Here is a 14,630-nt window from a genome sequence, read left to right as displayed (position 1 = left end):
TTAACACTTCTCGTTAAATCTGTCAACAGCTTTTTTCTTTCGTTGCTGACGACGCTTATTAATTTACCATATTAATCATTTAATAGTCAACACTTTTTAAAAAAATGCCAAAATAATTTTATCTTGGCATGATATAAAGCTTAATAATCACTAATGCTGCCACACCCGGTAAGCCTAACAAACTCGTTATTGCTGCTGTCCCCATGTTAATCGGGATATGAAAATCAAAATATGTCCCTACAACATTTACGATAAAAAGCAATGCTATTCCTAAAGTAACATGAAAAATCACCTTACCTATAAAACGTAACGGCTTAGAGGCAACACCAAAAACAAGAAAAATAAATACTAAAGTAAGAATGCCAACAATAATAATTGTAGAATTCATTTTTTCCTCCTTATGAATGACCTATACATCTATTTGTATGGGACAAGACAATAAAAAAGAACAGTTATCATATGCAGCATCTCTTTTATATAAACTAAATAAAACAATACCTCAGCATTTAAAAAACAAAATAAAAAGGCCTGCTTAGAAAGCAGAACCTTTTACCATTGTTCCATTTTTACAGGACGACGCTTTGCTTCTTTCAACAAAAAGAAATATTTCGCCTCTGCTATTTTCAAAGAACAAATGACATCTTGAGACGGTTCTACACTTTGTTCGACCATTCTCTTCTGACGTAACCACTCATTCTTCACTTTTTCCAAAAGTACAATTAACTTATCGTCATACTCTTTACGCAATTTACCCTTTTTTTGAAAGAACATTTTCGTTTCTCCTCTTATACTTCTCTGCGACCTTCTAACGCTTTGGATAATGTCACTTCATCTGCATATTCTAAATCTCCACCAACTGGCAGACCATGTGCAATACGAGTTACTTTAATGCCTGTAGGTTTTAAGAGGCGGGAGATATACATCGCTGTAGCTTCCCCTTCAATATTAGGGTTTGTTGCTAATATCACTTCTTGTACCGTTTCATCATGTAGTCGCTTTAAGAGTTGCGGGATATTAATGTCTTCCGGTCCAATTCCCTCCATAGGAGAAATCGCACCACGTAACACATGATATACACCTTGATACTCTTTCATTTTTTCCATCGCGATTACATCTTTCGGTTCTTGTACGACACAAACAACTGATTGATCTCGATGTGAATCATTACAAATATAACAAGGATCACGATCAGTAATATGTCCGCATACAGAACAGTACGCTAAATCTCGCTTCGCATTTACAAGTGCTTTCGCGAAACCTAACACATCATCTTCTTTCATATCTAATACGAAAAATGCCAATCGAACCGCTGTTTTCGGTCCGATACCTGGCAACTTCATAAAACTATCGATTAGTTTTGATATTGGTTCTGGATAATGCATGTATCAATATCCTCCTAGAACATTCCACCTGGTAAGTTTAAGCCTTTTGTAAATTTACCCATTGTAGAGTTTGAAAGCTCATCAGCCTTTTTAAGTGCATCATTTGTTGCAGCTAATACTAAGTCTTGTAGCATTTCGATATCTTCTGGATCTACAACTTCTTCTTTAATCTTCACTTCAAGAATTTGCTTGTGACCATTTGCGATAACTGTAATCATTCCGCCGCCAGCTGTACCTTCAACTGTTTTTTCACCAAGCTCTTCTTGTGCTTTCGCCATGTCCTTTTGCATCTTTTGCATTTGTTTCATCATGTTATTCATATTTCCCATTCCGCCACGCATCATAATTAATTCCTCCTAATTATTATTACTTTTTTATTTCAATGAGTTCTTGCCCTACTAATTTCACTGCCTCTTCTATAAGAGGATCTCCCTTTTTCTCTGGGCTTTCTTCAGACTCTCCACCTTCACGTTGTAAAAAGTCTTCACGGATTTTACCCCATTCACTTTTTGGAATGGCAATCATATTTAACCTTTTACTTAGCAATTCAAATAAAGCTTGTTCTACTGTATCCATAGCTTCTCGATTTTCGCTCGCCATCTTACAGTGAATCTCATATTGAAATGCTAAAACGTAAGTGTCATCTGAAGCTGCCACTGGTTCGCTATTTTCTAGTAAAACAGCAAACGCTACTTTGTTATATGATTTGAGTCTTCCTAACAACTCACCCCATACAGCTTTTAATTGTTCTAAATCTTGACGCTTCGCTTGTTTTAATACTTCATTTACACGTCCGACAGGAATCTTCATACTTCCTGTTCTTACCGGCTTTGGTGTTGCACGTGTCTCTCTTACTTCCTGTTGTACACCAGCTGGCACACCGTTCTTTTTAACTTGCTCTAACTCTTTCTCCAGTTGCTGCATCCTGTTCATAATTGCTTGCAAACGATCTGTACCATTTGCTTGCATCATAAACTGTTGACACAATTGCACCATAACAACTTCTAAGAAAATACGCGGATGATTTGTCCACTTCATTTCCTGTTGTCCCTTACTAAGGGTATGAATAATCTCATAGATCACTTCCGGTTGCATTTCTTCACTCAACTTACGGAATTGATCATCTACAATTACTCGTTCCAACATATGTTCTAGTTGCGGTGAAGTCTGATATAAAAGCATATCACGATAATAGTAAATGAAATCCTCCATAAAACGAACTGGATCCTTCCCTTTACTCATCATTTCATCTATGATTTGCAATGCTCTTGATACATCATTTTCACGTATGCATTCTACTAAATTGCCTAAGTATTGCTGAGAAACAGATCCTGTTACGGCCAATACATCTTCTGTCGTAACAATCTCATCACTATAAGATATAGCCTGATCAATAAGACTAAGTGCGTCACGCATACCACCTTCAGCAGCACGCGCAACAATTTGTAATGCCTCATCTTCCACTTGCGTACCTTCATTTGTCACGACCGTTGATAATCTCTCAACAATATCATTCACTGATATTTTTCGGAATTCAAAACGCTGACAACGTGAAATAATTGTAGGCGGGATCTTATGAGGTTCTGTTGTCGCCAAAATAAAGATAACATGTCCTGGCGGCTCTTCTAAGGTTTTTAAAAGCGCATTGAATGCACCCATAGAAAGCATGTGAACTTCATCAATAATGTATACTTTATATTCTACAGCACTTGGAGCATATTTTACTTTATCTCTAATATCTCGAATTTCATCTACACCGTTATTTGAAGCCGCATCAATTTCTAATACATCTGAAATGGATCCTTGTGTAATTCCTAAACAAGAAGGACATTCATTACAAGGTTCAGCTACCGGAGCATGTTCACAGTTAATTGCTTTTGCAAATACTTTTGCAATTGTCGTTTTTCCTGTTCCCCTCGGGCCAGAAAATAAATAAGCATGTGAAACTTTCTCTTGAAGAAGGGCATTTTGCAACGTTTTTGTCACGTGCTTTTGACCGACTACATCTTCGAACTTTTGCGGTCTCCATGTTCGGTATAACGCTTGGTATGACACGAAAATACGGCCTCCCTCAAAGGTTATTATCTCATTTATTATAACCCATTCTGTTTATAGATTCCAAAAGTTATTTTCTATACAAAAAACTCACCTTTGTATTAAGGTGAGTTTTGTATACATATATAACTGCCGTGCACCCTCCGTCGATTACGTACCATAAGCGTTACTCAAGCAGTTAGCTCGGTTCAGGCACTCCTGCGGCACACGAGAAGACCCGCTTATTGCTGCTTCCTTCCGGACCTGACAAGGTTCACGGGGTCCCGTTGCGCAGGACCCAAACGTCAACACCACTTACTTAAGGCAGACCTTACAGCAACATAACCTCGAGAGGGGATTCGGCCTCGCTAGAGCGGATTGCGAGTATAGGGCACCGCTACCTCCCCGCTTAGCACGGCAAAGTTAAAACCAATATTCGGTTGCCTTCATTAAAGGCATTATCAGTATAACTTGTTTCTTTATAAAATGCAAATACGTTAGTTCCCAGTATTCTTCTCTAATTTTTTTATTGCTTTTCTTTTTTTACGAAGCTCTCTAAAAAAGCTTGTTAACAACGTACCGCATTCTTCCTCTAGTACACCAGATACTACTTCACATTGATGATTGAAGCGTTCATCCGTTAAAAGATTCATCAATGTCCCTGCACATCCGCCCTTCGGATCACTTGCACCATATACAACTCGCTTCACTCGTGATAAAACAATTCCACCTGCACACATTGGACAAGGTTCTAATGTTACATACAATGTTGCATCTTCTAAACGCCATGTCCCTAATTTTTTACACGCCTCATCTATCGCTAGCAACTCAGCATGAGCTATTGATCTCTGCTCAGTTTCCCTTAAATTATGGGCAACACTAATTACCTCACCATCTAACACTATAACTGCTCCAATTGGTACTTCCTGTATTTCCTCTGCCTTTTTAGCTTCTTCTATCGCTAATTGCATAAAATAAATATCTTGATCTTGTTCCATAACATAGTCCTTTCATTACAAATAAAGTACACTTATTTCCATTTACTACACAGGGGATAACTTTTACAAATTCAATCCACCCTAAAAGAAAAAAGAGAGGGGATTACATATGAAAAATACCGCCTTGCTCATTATCGATATGATTAATGACTTTCAATTTTCCCACGGACCCATTCTAGCTAAAAAATGTGAAATTATAACAAACCCTATTTTACAATTAAAGAAAAAAATGAAATCCTTCGGCTGTCCTATAATTTACGTTAATGACCATTATCAACTTTGGAGATCTGATATCGATCAACTTATTACTCATTGTACAAATGAATATAGCGAAAACATAATCCATAAGATTGCTCCAAGTTCTGATGATTACATTTTTATTAAACCACATTATTCCGCTTTTTATGAAACACCTTTAAATTCATTACTAGGTTATTTAAAAATAGAAAATCTAATATTAACAGGGGTTGCCGGAAATATATGTATCCTATTTACAGCTAATGATGCTCATATGAGAAATTATACATTGTATGTACCAGAGGATTGTATCGCCTCTAACAACGACCAAGATAATATACATGCTTTAAAAATAATGGAAACTACATTGAAAGCAACTATAACATCATCAACCAAAATAAAATTTAATTAATACATATATCTATTTTCTAACTTTTTATATCAAATTAACCCGCTCGCTTCCCTCTTGTGCTACAATAATTCTGTTTTGTGTTTTTAGTAGTCACGGTAAATCACTGATTGAAAGGAGGAAACAGCGTGACCGGAGTACCATTTATCACGGTTGAAGGACCAATTGGTGTTGGAAAAACTTCACTTGCGAAGGAAATTTCAACTCACATGCAACTCCACTTACTAAAAGAGATTGTTGATGAAAATCCCTTTTTAGGAAAGTTCTATGAAGACATCGACGAATGGAGTTTTCAAACAGAGATGTTCTTTCTTTGTAATAGATACAAACAATTAGAAGACATTAACATAAAGTATTTGAATCAAAGGAAACCAGTAGTAGCGGATTACCATATCTTTAAAAATTTAATTTTTGCATCCCGCACATTAAAAGACTCCCAATATGACAAATACATGCAAATTTATCGTATCCTTACACAAGATATGCCTGTGCCAAATGTCATTGTTTATTTAACAGCTAGTCTAGAAACATTGCAAAAACGAATCGCCATGCGCGGAAGAGAATTTGAAAAAAACATGGATCCAAATTACTTACTACAGCTCACAAAAGATTATGAAACAGCAATGGATGCTTTTAAAAAAGATCATCCGGAAATACCAGTATTGAAATTTAATGGAGACGATATGGATTTTGTAAAAAATCCTGATGATTTAAACGTCATCCTATCTGCCCTTCAAAATACTCTCTTAAAGGAGTCGAAATAATAATGAATTTAAGGCAAAAATATGATATACCCAATGACGCAGTAATCACTATCGCCGGAACGGTAGGTGTGGGTAAATCAACTATGACAACTGCATTAGCTAATGCTTTAGGTTATCGCACATCATTTGAAAAAGTAGATTCCAATCCATATTTGGACAAGTTTTATGCGGACTTCACTCGCTGGAGCTTCCACCTACAAGTGTACTTTTTAGCAGAACGATTTAAGGAACAAAAAAGAATTTTTGAATATGGTGGCGGTTTTGTTCAAGATCGTTCCATTTACGAAGACACTGGAATTTTCGCAAAGATGCATCATGAAAAAGGAACAATGACGGAAACTGATTATGAAACATACAAAGGTTTATTTGACGCTATGGTCATGACTCCTTACTTCCCTCATCCAGACTTATTAATTTACTTAGAAGGTTCTTTCGATGATATTGTCGATCGTATTCAAGAACGCGGGCGCCCAATGGAACAGCAAACACCAATTGAGTACTGGAAAGAAATGCATGGACGTTATGAAAACTGGATTAACAACTTTAATTCATGCCCTGTATTACGCTTAAATATTAATGAGTACGATATTTTAAAAGATGGTGATTCAATCGAACCAATCATTAAAAAAATTGGCCATTTTTTAAAACAAACACGTAAACTTGTAAAATAAAAAACCCGTGCATATGCACGGGTTTTCCTATTAAATTACTTCTTCTTTGTTGGAGCAATAATTTCACTCTCAGGTTTTCCTGCGTTAATGCGTTGACGAACAGTACTTGTACTAATATCGTATGCTTCAGCAATCTCTTTAACAGTCATTTCTTTCCCGTTAATTACTGCCGTTAATACTTTACCTGTACGTTTTGGAGCCGCCGCTTTCTTTACAGCTGCTTTTTTAACTTGTTTTGGCGCCTCTACTTTACTCGTAGCTTGTTTTACATCACAAGTACAACCACAAAGTTTACGGAATGTATCATCACTAATAATGCGTGATACGTTTGCACCACTGTTTAAAATTCTATTGTTCTTACAGACAGGACATTGTACATAATATAAAGTTTTTCCATCTAAAGGAAACGTTTGTATAATAAGATCCATGTTGACTCCTTTCATATCTATGAAGATAATCATCGGAATATGAGTGTGTAATAAGGACAAAATTACCTTACACCATACTTTATGATTGGTTTTAAAATAAAAACTCGTTACGTGTTGGTAACGAGTTCTCCAATCTCCACTTATATGCGCTGTTGTCAATTATATCTGGAGGAGGTAGAGGGATTCGAACCCCCGCGCGACTCTCGCCGCCTGTCGGTTTTCAAGACCGATCCCTTCAGCCAGACTTGGGTATACCTCCATATTGACATCAAATATAATATCAAAAGAAAAACAGTTAGTCAACCCTACTAAAATAAATTATGAGGAAAGGAAAATTTTACTTTTCCCTTCCTACATTACAGTACTGACAACGCTCATAATTACCAATCACTCATACCGATGAATGTTTAAATTTACTTAATAACTGTTTTTCCTCCCATATAAGGGCGAAGAACTTCTGGAATTATAATTGTACCATCTTCTTGTTGGTAGTTCTCTAAAATAGCTGCAACCGTACGTCCGATTGCAAGACCAGATCCATTTAATGTATGAACATGTTCTGGTTTTCCATTTGGCTCACGGCGGAAACGGATATTTGCACGTCTCGCTTGGAAAGCTTCAAAATTACTACAAGAAGAAATTTCACGATATGTGCCATAGCTTGGAATCCATACTTCAATATCGTATTTCTTCGCTGCTGTAAATCCTAAATCGCCTGTGCACATGCTCATAACGCGATATGGCAACTCTAATAATTGTAACACGCGTTCTGCATCATTTGTTAATTTTTCTAATTCTTCATAAGAATCTTCTGGTTTTACGAACTTCACAAGCTCTACTTTATTGAACTGATGCTGGCGAATTAAACCACGTGTATCACGACCAGCTGAACCTGCTTCAGAACGGAAGCAAGAGCTAAATGCAGCATATCTTATAGGCAATTGCTCTTTATTTAAAATCTCATCACGATGCATATTCGTTACAGGTACTTCAGCTGTTGGAATTAAGAAGTAATCTTCACTTTCAATACGGAATGCATCTTCTTCAAACTTTGGAAGTTGTCCTGTTCCCGTCATACTTGCACGGTTTACCATATATGGAGGTAATACTTCTTCATATCCATGCTCATCAGTATGAAGATCAAGCATAAAGCTAATTAAAGCACGCTCTAATCTTGCACCAGCACCTTTGTAAAATACGAAGCGGCTTCCTGTTACTTTCCCAGCGCGTTCAAAATCTAAAATTCCTAAATCAGTAGCAAGATCCCAATGTGGTTTTGGCTCAAAAGTAAATTCTTTCACTTCTCCCCAAGTACGTGCTACTACATTATCATCCTCTGTTTCACCAACTGGAGCAGATTCATGAGGGATATTTGGAATAGATAACATTAATCTTTCTAAGTCTTCTTCAACTGTACGAAGTTCGTTATCAAGATCCTTTACTTTTTCTCCAACCTCACGCATTTCTAAAATTAGAGCCTCTGCATCTTTCTTTTCGCGCTTTAATACAGAAATTTGTTGAGATACTTCGTTACGTTTACTTTTTAATTCTTCTGTCTGAACAAGTAGCTCTCTTCTTCTCGTATCAAGTTCTTCAAAACGGCCGAAATCAGTTAAATCTTCGCCTCTATGCTGTAATTTCGCTTTTACTTCTTCAAAGTTTGTACGTAAAAATTTAATATCAAGCATTATATACTCCTCCTTTTATTTTATAAAACACAAAAAACTCCCGTCCCTATATAAAGGGACGGGAGTTAACCCGCGTTGCCACCCTAGTTGAAAGCATTACCGCTTTCCTCTCAAGTAGAAATAACGGCTCTTCACCGGGAATGCTTACTAATCCAAAAGATATTCCACATTCCATTCCAGGATGGATTCACAAACTGTTTCTATCGATTTCCACCAACCATCGACTCTCTATAAGAAACGACATTTGTTACTATTTCCTATCAACACGCTTATTTTATAAAATTGTTACCATCAATTTACTATAATCTTATACAAGTTGCAAGTTACTTATACAACTTTTTTCATTTTCGCTTCTTTTACCATTTCAACAAAGTATGCTGTCACACGATGATCATCTGTTAATTCCGGATGGAATGAAGCAGCTAAAAACTGATCTTGTCTTACCGCTACCATTCGGTCACCATGCTTAGAAAGCACTTCAACATTATCAGCTACTTCTACAACATACGGCGCACGGATAAATACACCAATGAAGTCTTCACCCACGCCTTCAATTGAAAGCGCAGCTTCAAAACTATCCTTTTGGCGTCCGAACGCATTGCGCTCAACTGTAATATCCATAGCACCAATATGTGCTTCTTCATAGCCAATAAGTGTTTTTGCAAGAAGAATCATCCCTGCACACGTACCAAACATTGGTTTACCAGACTTTGCAAATGTACGAAGTGGTTCCATGAAAGCATACTTATCAATAAGACGGCGCATTGTTGTACTTTCACCGCCTGGTAAAATAAGACCATCAATCTCTTCAAGTTGCTCTATACGCTTTACAACAACAGCTTCTGCACCACTTGCTTCAACTGATTTTACATGCTCACGAACTGCACCTTGAAGACCTAGTACACCTATTTTCACCATTTTAAAGTTCTCCTTTAATTACCATCCACGCTCTTGCATGCGTTGTTCTGGTAATAACGTTGAAATTTCGACACCCTTCATTGCATTACCTAATCCTTTAGAAAGGCTTGCAATTAGTTCGTAATCTTCATAATGAGTCGTTGCTTCAACGATTGCACGTGCAAATTTCTCTGGGTTTTCTGATTTGAAGATACCAGATCCAACAAATACCCCATCAGCACCAAGTTGCATCATTAATGCTGCATCTGCTGGTGTTGCTACACCACCTGCCGCAAAGTTTACAACTGGTAAGCGACCAAGACGTTTAATTTCAAGTAATACTTCGTAAGGAGCGCCAGTATTTTTTGCATATGTCATTAACTCATCTTCACGTAGACTCGCAACTTGACGGATTTCTGCATTGACTTGGCGCATATGACGCACTGCCTCTACAATGTTTCCTGTTCCTGGTTCACCTTTTGTACGAAGCATAGATGCACCTTCTGCAATACGACGTGCAGCTTCTCCGATATCACGGCAACCACATACAAATGGAACTGTGTAATCACGTTTATTTAAATGGTATACTTCATCAGCAGGAGTTAATACTTCACTCTCATCGATATAGTCTACCCCTAATGATTCTAATACACGTGCTTCTACAAGGTGACCGATACGGCATTTTGCCATAACCGGAATTGACACCGCACCCATAACTTCTTCAACAATTGTTGGGTCTGCCATACGAGAAACGCCACCTGCTGCACGAATATCTGCTGGTACACGCTCTAATGCCATAACGGCAACTGCGCCTGCCTCTTCTGCAATTTTTGCTTGTTCAGCGTTAACTACGTCCATAATAACGCCGCCTTTTTGCATTTCTGCCATTCCACGTTTTACACGTTCTGTCCCTGTTACATTTGTCATGTACAAAAACCCCCCTAGGTGAATTGCTTTCCCCCGTTAAAGGCGAAAATTAAGAATACTCTTACATTCTACCACTAACTATCAGATGCTTGTCTACTACTTTTTCATAAAGTCGGTATGAAAAATAGGAATAAAAAAAAGCTCCTATCATGAGGAGCTTTTAAAACCAACCTTTTACTGTATCAACAGCACTATTCCACATGCCACTAAAGAATGAACCAATTCCGCGCATAGCACGAGTAAACCAGTTTGCTTCTTCTACTTCAGATGTTGTTACAAGATCCACTTGCAGTGACTTACCAGTTAAAAATCCAGGGTCGTTTGTATCTTTTGGCGTAATTACCATTTGACCAAGCGCAGCTCCCTTTTTAATAGGTGCTTCTTGTCCCTTACTTGATTCTTTTAATTCCGTTTTATAAACATCTTTACTTCCTTTTGGCACTGGAAGTGAAATTGCTTGTTTCGTTTGAACTGCTACATCTTTATCTTTCGCATTTTCTACTCGTACTGTTTCTTGTCCTTTTACTGAAGAACCTTTTTTATACATTTGTTTTACTTCAAAGTTAGCAAATCCATAATCATATAGCTTCTTTGTTTCATCAAAACGTGCTGTATGAGAACTTGTTTTAATAACTACAGAAATAAAACGCATTCCGTTTCTTTCAACCGTACCAGTGAAGCAATCTCCTGCTTCTGGAGTTGAGCCTGTTTTTAGGCCGTCTACGCCATCATATTCTTTAACTAAGCCCTTTAACATCCAGTTCCAGTTCGACATTGCAAACTTCTCTTTTTCTGGACGGAATTCTTTTTTAGGGATTTTTGCTGTATCTAACACTTTTGGATAATCTTTAATTAAATGTTGTGCTAAAGTTGCAACATCCTTTGCAGACATTTTATTTTCTTCATCCGCTGTTGTTCCTTCAGGATGCATTCCCTTTAAATCTTTATTCGTTAAACCTGTAGAATTGACAAATTTATAATTTTTCAACCCTAGTTCTTTCGATTTATCATTCATCATTTTTACGAAGTCTACTTCTTTACCTGCAATTGCTTCTGCTAATGCAATTGTTGCACCATTTGCAGAAAAGATTGCCATTGCCTCGTATAACTCTTTTACTGTATAAGAGCCACCATTTTCTAATGCAACATTTGATAATGAAGCATCTTGTGAAACCTTATATGCATATTCAGAAACCTTAATTTTCTGGTCCCACTTAAGTTTTCCTTTATCCACTGCTTCGTGAACTAAATATTCACTCATCATCTTTGTCATACTAGCAATGGATAATAATTCATCTGCATTCTTTTGATATAAAATTTTCCCAGAATTCGCTTCTACTAAAATTGCCGCACCTGCTTCAATGTTTAAAGCGGCTCCTGTTTCAGCTGATGCATTGCTATATGGCATAAAAATGCTACAAGCTAGTGTAAGCACTGTTACCAAAGCAATGAATCTTTTGCAAAACATACCTTTCACTTTTGCTACCCCCAATATCTATGTACTCACATAACCGTTATTCTAACATAATCAAAAAAAAATAGACAGAGATATCAAATCTCTGTCTATTTGTATATAAGACATTATAATGAGTAGTTTGGAGCCTCTTTTGTAATTTGTACGTGATGAGGATGACTTTCACGTAAGCCAGCACCTGACATACGAATGAATTGTGCGTTTTCGCGTAAGAATTCTAAATCCTGTGCTCCGCAATATCCCATACCTGCACGTAAGCCACCAACTAATTGGTGAACTGTATCTGCTAAAGGTCCTTTATATGGTACTCGTCCTTCAATACCTTCTGGGACAAGTTTTTTATTGCCTTCTTGGAAGTAACGATCTTTACTTCCTTTTTCCATCGCACCGACAGAACCCATACCACGATACACTTTAAATTGACGACCTTGGTAAATTTCAGTTTCTCCAGGGCTTTCTGCAACACCTGCAAACATGCTACCTAGCATAACAACATGTGCTCCTGCCGCTAAAGCTTTCACCATATCACCAGAGTACTTAATACCGCCATCAGCAATAACTGGAATGCCGTGTTTACGAGCTTCTGTTGCACAATCATAAACCGCAGTTAATTGTGGTACACCAACACCGGCTACAACGCGTGTTGTACAAATAGAACCTGGTCCAATACCAACTTTAACTACGTTTGCACCAGCTTCAATTAGTGCTTTCGTTGCTTCAGCAGTAGCAACATTTCCAGCGACAATATTTAGTGATGGATATTTAGCACGAACTTCTTTTACCTTATCAATAACGCCTTTAGAATGCCCATGTGCTGTATCAAGTACAATTGCATCTACACTAGCTTTTACTAATGCATCAATACGAAGCATAGCATCCGCTGTTACACCAACTGCTGCTCCAACTAATAAGCGTCCTTGCTTATCTTTAGCAGAGTTTGGGAATTCAATTACTTTTTCAATATCTTTTATTGTAATAAGCCCTTGTAATACACCGTTATTATCAACAAGAGGGAGTTTTTCAATTTTATACTTTTGTAGGATCTTTTCAGCTTCTTCCAGTGTAGTACCAACTGGAGCTGTAATTAATTGTTCTTTTGTCATTACGTCAGAAATTTTGATTGAGTAGTCTTGGATGAAGCGCATATCACGGTTTGTAATAATACCAACTAATTTTCGCTCATCTAAATTATTTACAACCGGTACACCTGAGATACGATATTTTCCCATAAGATGTTCTGCATCATATACTTGATGTTCTGGAGTTAAGAAGAAAGGATCTGAAATAACGCCGCTTTCAGAGCGCTTTACTTTATCAACTTGCTCTGCTTGTTGCTCAATAGACATATTCTTATGAATAATTCCTAAACCACCCTGGCGAGCCATTGCAATAGCCATGTCAGCTTCTGTTACTGTATCCATTCCTGCACTAATTAACGGGATGTTTAGCTGTAAGCTTTCAGATAAAACTGTTTTAACACTTACTTCTCTTGGTAATATATCTGACCTAGCTGGTACAAGTAATACATCATCAAAAGTCAAACCTTCTTTAACAAATTTAGATTCCCACATAATTGTTCCCCCTATGATACCAGAAATTATTATTAGTAGCTTATCAATTGGTTAAAATACTGTCAAGGACGTATATATATGTTAGAATTTTTAGACAATAAAAGGAGCGTAATATATGCATCAAACATCTTGTACTTGGCAGCAGTTAAGTTTCTTTTTTTCATCTCAAAACGTACAACGTTATCTTGCCCGTTGTTACGAAAAATCCTCTATTCAGGATGCCGAAAAAAAAAGTTTTGAAAATTGTTATCCCTTTATTTATTACTTAGAACACGGGAAAAATTATTATGAATTATATAAGACAGCTCCATTTTCCATTCAACCAATGTTGTTATTTTATGGAATTAGTCAACTTTTTAAAGCATGCCTACTAACTATTGACCCTAACTATCCTGAATCCACTACTGTTTTAGCTCATGGCGTTACAACTCGCAAACGAAAAAAACAAGGGTATCAATTTTTAGAAGATGAGGTGAAGGTACAAAAAAACGGATTATTTACTCATGTTGCAGAACAACTGTTTCACATGAAACACTTAGAAGCAGAAAAATTTAACATGTTAGAATTAATGGGAAATATTCCAGAATTACAAAATTTATTTCGTTATAGTCAAAAAGGATCAACTTTATATAAAATCGATTCAACAATTAAAAATGAGCTCTCCTTTTCAGTCAACCTACTAGATCGATTACATATGACTAAAGAGAGATTTTCTCGTTACATTGAAACATCTTGTAAGCATTTATCAATACAGCACGTACCTGAGAAGACTAATGAATCGAATTTACTTTTTACAGCGCCCATTCAATCATGGAATCCTATGTACAGTACTCCTTTATACTATGAACATCTTACTAATACTTATTATTTGCCACTTACGACTGATCCTAGAAATCCTAAGCCAATATTACCTGAACTCCTCATTCATTATTTATTGCTCTATAATTTAAGCATGATTTCTAGGTATGAAACAGATTGGTGGTATGACTTACTTGGTAGTTATAGTTCTGAAGATTATCCATTTATTTATCAATTTTTAAGTATTTCTGCTCAAAAAATCCCTTACTATATTTCAAATTTTTTATTAATGGAACCAAATCTATTTCATGGGAAATAAAAAAAACACAAGTCAAATGACTTGTGTTTTTAG

16 protein-coding genes, 1 tRNA gene, 1 other RNA gene and 1 other annotated feature are annotated in these 14,630 nt (G+C 36.7%); of the genes, 4 read left to right on the top strand and 14 right to left on the bottom strand.

Features of this window, described 5'->3' with window-relative positions:
* Positions 1-118: 118 nt before the first annotated feature.
* From ACQGS6_RS14025 to tadA, 7 genes are all read right to left on the bottom strand, one after another.
* Positions 119-388 (bottom strand): pro-sigmaK processing inhibitor BofA family protein, encoded by a 270-nt coding sequence (locus tag ACQGS6_RS14025; protein WP_001089273.1) that lies wholly within the window; start codon positions 386-388, stop codon positions 119-121.
* A 161-nt stretch (positions 389-549) separates the two neighbouring features.
* Positions 550-771, bottom strand: coding sequence for a YaaL family protein (locus ACQGS6_RS14020; RefSeq protein WP_000466019.1), 222 nt, complete (start codon positions 769-771; stop codon positions 550-552).
* A 14-nt stretch (positions 772-785) separates the two neighbouring features.
* Positions 786-1,382, bottom strand: a complete 597-nt coding sequence (recR, locus tag ACQGS6_RS14015; RefSeq protein WP_000559169.1) for a recombination protein RecR — start codon at positions 1,380-1,382, stop codon at positions 786-788.
* Between the two features lie 14 nt (positions 1,383-1,396).
* Entirely contained in the window at positions 1,397-1,723 is a 327-nt protein-coding gene (locus ACQGS6_RS14010; RefSeq protein WP_014894853.1) for a YbaB/EbfC family nucleoid-associated protein, read from the bottom strand.
* Positions 1,724-1,748: 25 nt separating this feature from the next.
* On the bottom strand, positions 1,749-3,437 hold the full coding sequence (gene dnaX / locus ACQGS6_RS14005) for a DNA polymerase III subunit gamma/tau (protein WP_426965234.1): 1,689 nt from the start codon (positions 3,435-3,437) through the stop codon (positions 1,749-1,751).
* Between the two features lie 132 nt (positions 3,438-3,569).
* Positions 3,570-3,834: signal recognition particle sRNA large type (gene ffs / locus ACQGS6_RS14000), an RNA gene on the bottom strand.
* A 79-nt stretch (positions 3,835-3,913) separates the two neighbouring features.
* Positions 3,914-4,414, bottom strand: coding sequence for a tRNA adenosine(34) deaminase TadA (gene tadA, locus ACQGS6_RS13995; protein ID WP_000434332.1), 501 nt, complete (start codon positions 4,412-4,414; stop codon positions 3,914-3,916).
* A gap of 109 nt (positions 4,415-4,523) precedes the next feature.
* On the opposite strand from tadA, the gene ACQGS6_RS13990 reads away from it, so the two are divergent.
* The 3 genes from ACQGS6_RS13990 to ACQGS6_RS13980 all read left to right on the top strand — a co-directional run bounded on the left by ACQGS6_RS13990 (position 4,524) and on the right by ACQGS6_RS13980 (position 6,495).
* A complete protein-coding gene (locus ACQGS6_RS13990; protein WP_000798712.1) occupies positions 4,524-5,063 on the top strand; it encodes an isochorismatase family cysteine hydrolase in 540 nt (179 codons plus the stop codon).
* Between the two features lie 125 nt (positions 5,064-5,188).
* Positions 5,189-5,824 (top strand): deoxynucleoside kinase, encoded by a 636-nt coding sequence (locus tag ACQGS6_RS13985; protein ID WP_000148218.1) that lies wholly within the window; start codon positions 5,189-5,191, stop codon positions 5,822-5,824.
* 2 nt (positions 5,825-5,826) lie between these two features.
* Complete coding sequence (locus ACQGS6_RS13980) at positions 5,827-6,495, top strand: deoxynucleoside kinase (RefSeq protein WP_001053585.1); 669 nt, start codon at positions 5,827-5,829, stop codon at positions 6,493-6,495.
* Between the two features lie 35 nt (positions 6,496-6,530).
* On the opposite strand, the gene ACQGS6_RS13975 is transcribed toward ACQGS6_RS13980, so the two are convergent.
* From ACQGS6_RS13975 to guaB, 7 genes are all read right to left on the bottom strand, one after another.
* On the bottom strand, positions 6,531-6,923 hold the full coding sequence (locus ACQGS6_RS13975; protein WP_000364196.1) for a DUF3797 domain-containing protein: 393 nt from the start codon (positions 6,921-6,923) through the stop codon (positions 6,531-6,533).
* A 166-nt stretch (positions 6,924-7,089) separates the two neighbouring features.
* Positions 7,090-7,182, bottom strand: a tRNA-Ser gene (locus ACQGS6_RS13970).
* A 154-nt stretch (positions 7,183-7,336) separates the two neighbouring features.
* Complete coding sequence (serS, locus tag ACQGS6_RS13965; protein ID WP_000884186.1) at positions 7,337-8,611, bottom strand: serine--tRNA ligase; 1,275 nt, start codon at positions 8,609-8,611, stop codon at positions 7,337-7,339.
* A 51-nt stretch (positions 8,612-8,662) separates the two neighbouring features.
* Positions 8,663-8,884: a binding site (T-box leader), on the bottom strand.
* Between the two features lie 54 nt (positions 8,885-8,938).
* The gene (pdxT, locus tag ACQGS6_RS13960; protein ID WP_000238783.1) at positions 8,939-9,529 is read right to left on the bottom strand and encodes a pyridoxal 5'-phosphate synthase glutaminase subunit PdxT; all 591 of its coding nucleotides are present in this window, start codon (positions 9,527-9,529) and stop codon (positions 8,939-8,941) included.
* A gap of 18 nt (positions 9,530-9,547) precedes the next feature.
* A complete protein-coding gene (pdxS, locus tag ACQGS6_RS13955; RefSeq protein WP_000186165.1) occupies positions 9,548-10,435 on the bottom strand; it encodes a pyridoxal 5'-phosphate synthase lyase subunit PdxS in 888 nt (295 codons plus the stop codon).
* A 160-nt stretch (positions 10,436-10,595) separates the two neighbouring features.
* Entirely contained in the window at positions 10,596-11,903 is a 1,308-nt protein-coding gene (gene dacA / locus ACQGS6_RS13950; protein WP_125653127.1) for a D-alanyl-D-alanine carboxypeptidase DacA, read from the bottom strand.
* Between the two features lie 113 nt (positions 11,904-12,016).
* Positions 12,017-13,480: an IMP dehydrogenase gene (gene guaB, locus ACQGS6_RS13945; protein ID WP_426965233.1), complete on the bottom strand. Its 1,464-nt coding sequence runs from the start codon at positions 13,478-13,480 to the stop codon at positions 12,017-12,019.
* Between the two features lie 115 nt (positions 13,481-13,595).
* Here guaB and ACQGS6_RS13940 point away from each other — a divergent pair, with 115 nt between their 5' ends.
* Positions 13,596-14,597, top strand: a complete 1,002-nt coding sequence (locus ACQGS6_RS13940; protein WP_000554288.1) for a YaaC family protein — start codon at positions 13,596-13,598, stop codon at positions 14,595-14,597.
* Positions 14,598-14,630: the final 33 nt, after the last annotated feature.

It is taken from the genome of Bacillus sp. GMs2/2 (genome assembly GCF_050172095.1).
In the GTDB taxonomy this organism is placed as follows: Bacteria; Bacillota; Bacilli; order Bacillales; family Bacillaceae_G; genus Bacillus_A; species Bacillus_A cereus.
This window is presented reverse-complemented; position numbering and strand designations above follow the sequence as displayed.

Coding starts and splice junctions, on each gene's coding strand:
- ACQGS6_RS13990 (WP_000798712.1), top strand. CDS start 4,524: ATGAAAAATACCGCCTTGCTCATTATCGATATGATTAATGACTTTCAA.
- recR (WP_000559169.1), bottom strand. CDS start 1,382: ATGCATTATCCAGAACCAATATCAAAACTAATCGATAGTTTTATGAAG.
- ACQGS6_RS13940 (WP_000554288.1), top strand. CDS start 13,596: ATGCATCAAACATCTTGTACTTGGCAGCAGTTAAGTTTCTTTTTTTCA.
- ACQGS6_RS13975 (WP_000364196.1), bottom strand. CDS start 6,923: ATGGATCTTATTATACAAACGTTTCCTTTAGATGGAAAAACTTTATAT.
- ACQGS6_RS14025 (WP_001089273.1), bottom strand. CDS start 388: ATGAATTCTACAATTATTATTGTTGGCATTCTTACTTTAGTATTTATT.
- pdxT (WP_000238783.1), bottom strand. CDS start 9,529: ATGGTGAAAATAGGTGTACTAGGTCTTCAAGGTGCAGTTCGTGAGCAT.
- serS (WP_000884186.1), bottom strand. CDS start 8,611: ATGCTTGATATTAAATTTTTACGTACAAACTTTGAAGAAGTAAAAGCG.
- guaB (WP_426965233.1), bottom strand. CDS start 13,480: ATGTGGGAATCTAAATTTGTTAAAGAAGGTTTGACTTTTGATGATGTA.
- ACQGS6_RS14020 (WP_000466019.1), bottom strand. CDS start 771: ATGTTCTTTCAAAAAAAGGGTAAATTGCGTAAAGAGTATGACGATAAG.
- tadA (WP_000434332.1), bottom strand. CDS start 4,414: ATGGAACAAGATCAAGATATTTATTTTATGCAATTAGCGATAGAAGAA.
- ACQGS6_RS13980 (WP_001053585.1), top strand. CDS start 5,827: ATGAATTTAAGGCAAAAATATGATATACCCAATGACGCAGTAATCACT.
- pdxS (WP_000186165.1), bottom strand. CDS start 10,435: ATGACAAATGTAACAGGGACAGAACGTGTAAAACGTGGAATGGCAGAA.
- ACQGS6_RS14010 (WP_014894853.1), bottom strand. CDS start 1,723: ATGCGTGGCGGAATGGGAAATATGAATAACATGATGAAACAAATGCAA.
- dacA (WP_125653127.1), bottom strand. CDS start 11,903: ATGTTTTGCAAAAGATTCATTGCTTTGGTAACAGTGCTTACACTAGCT.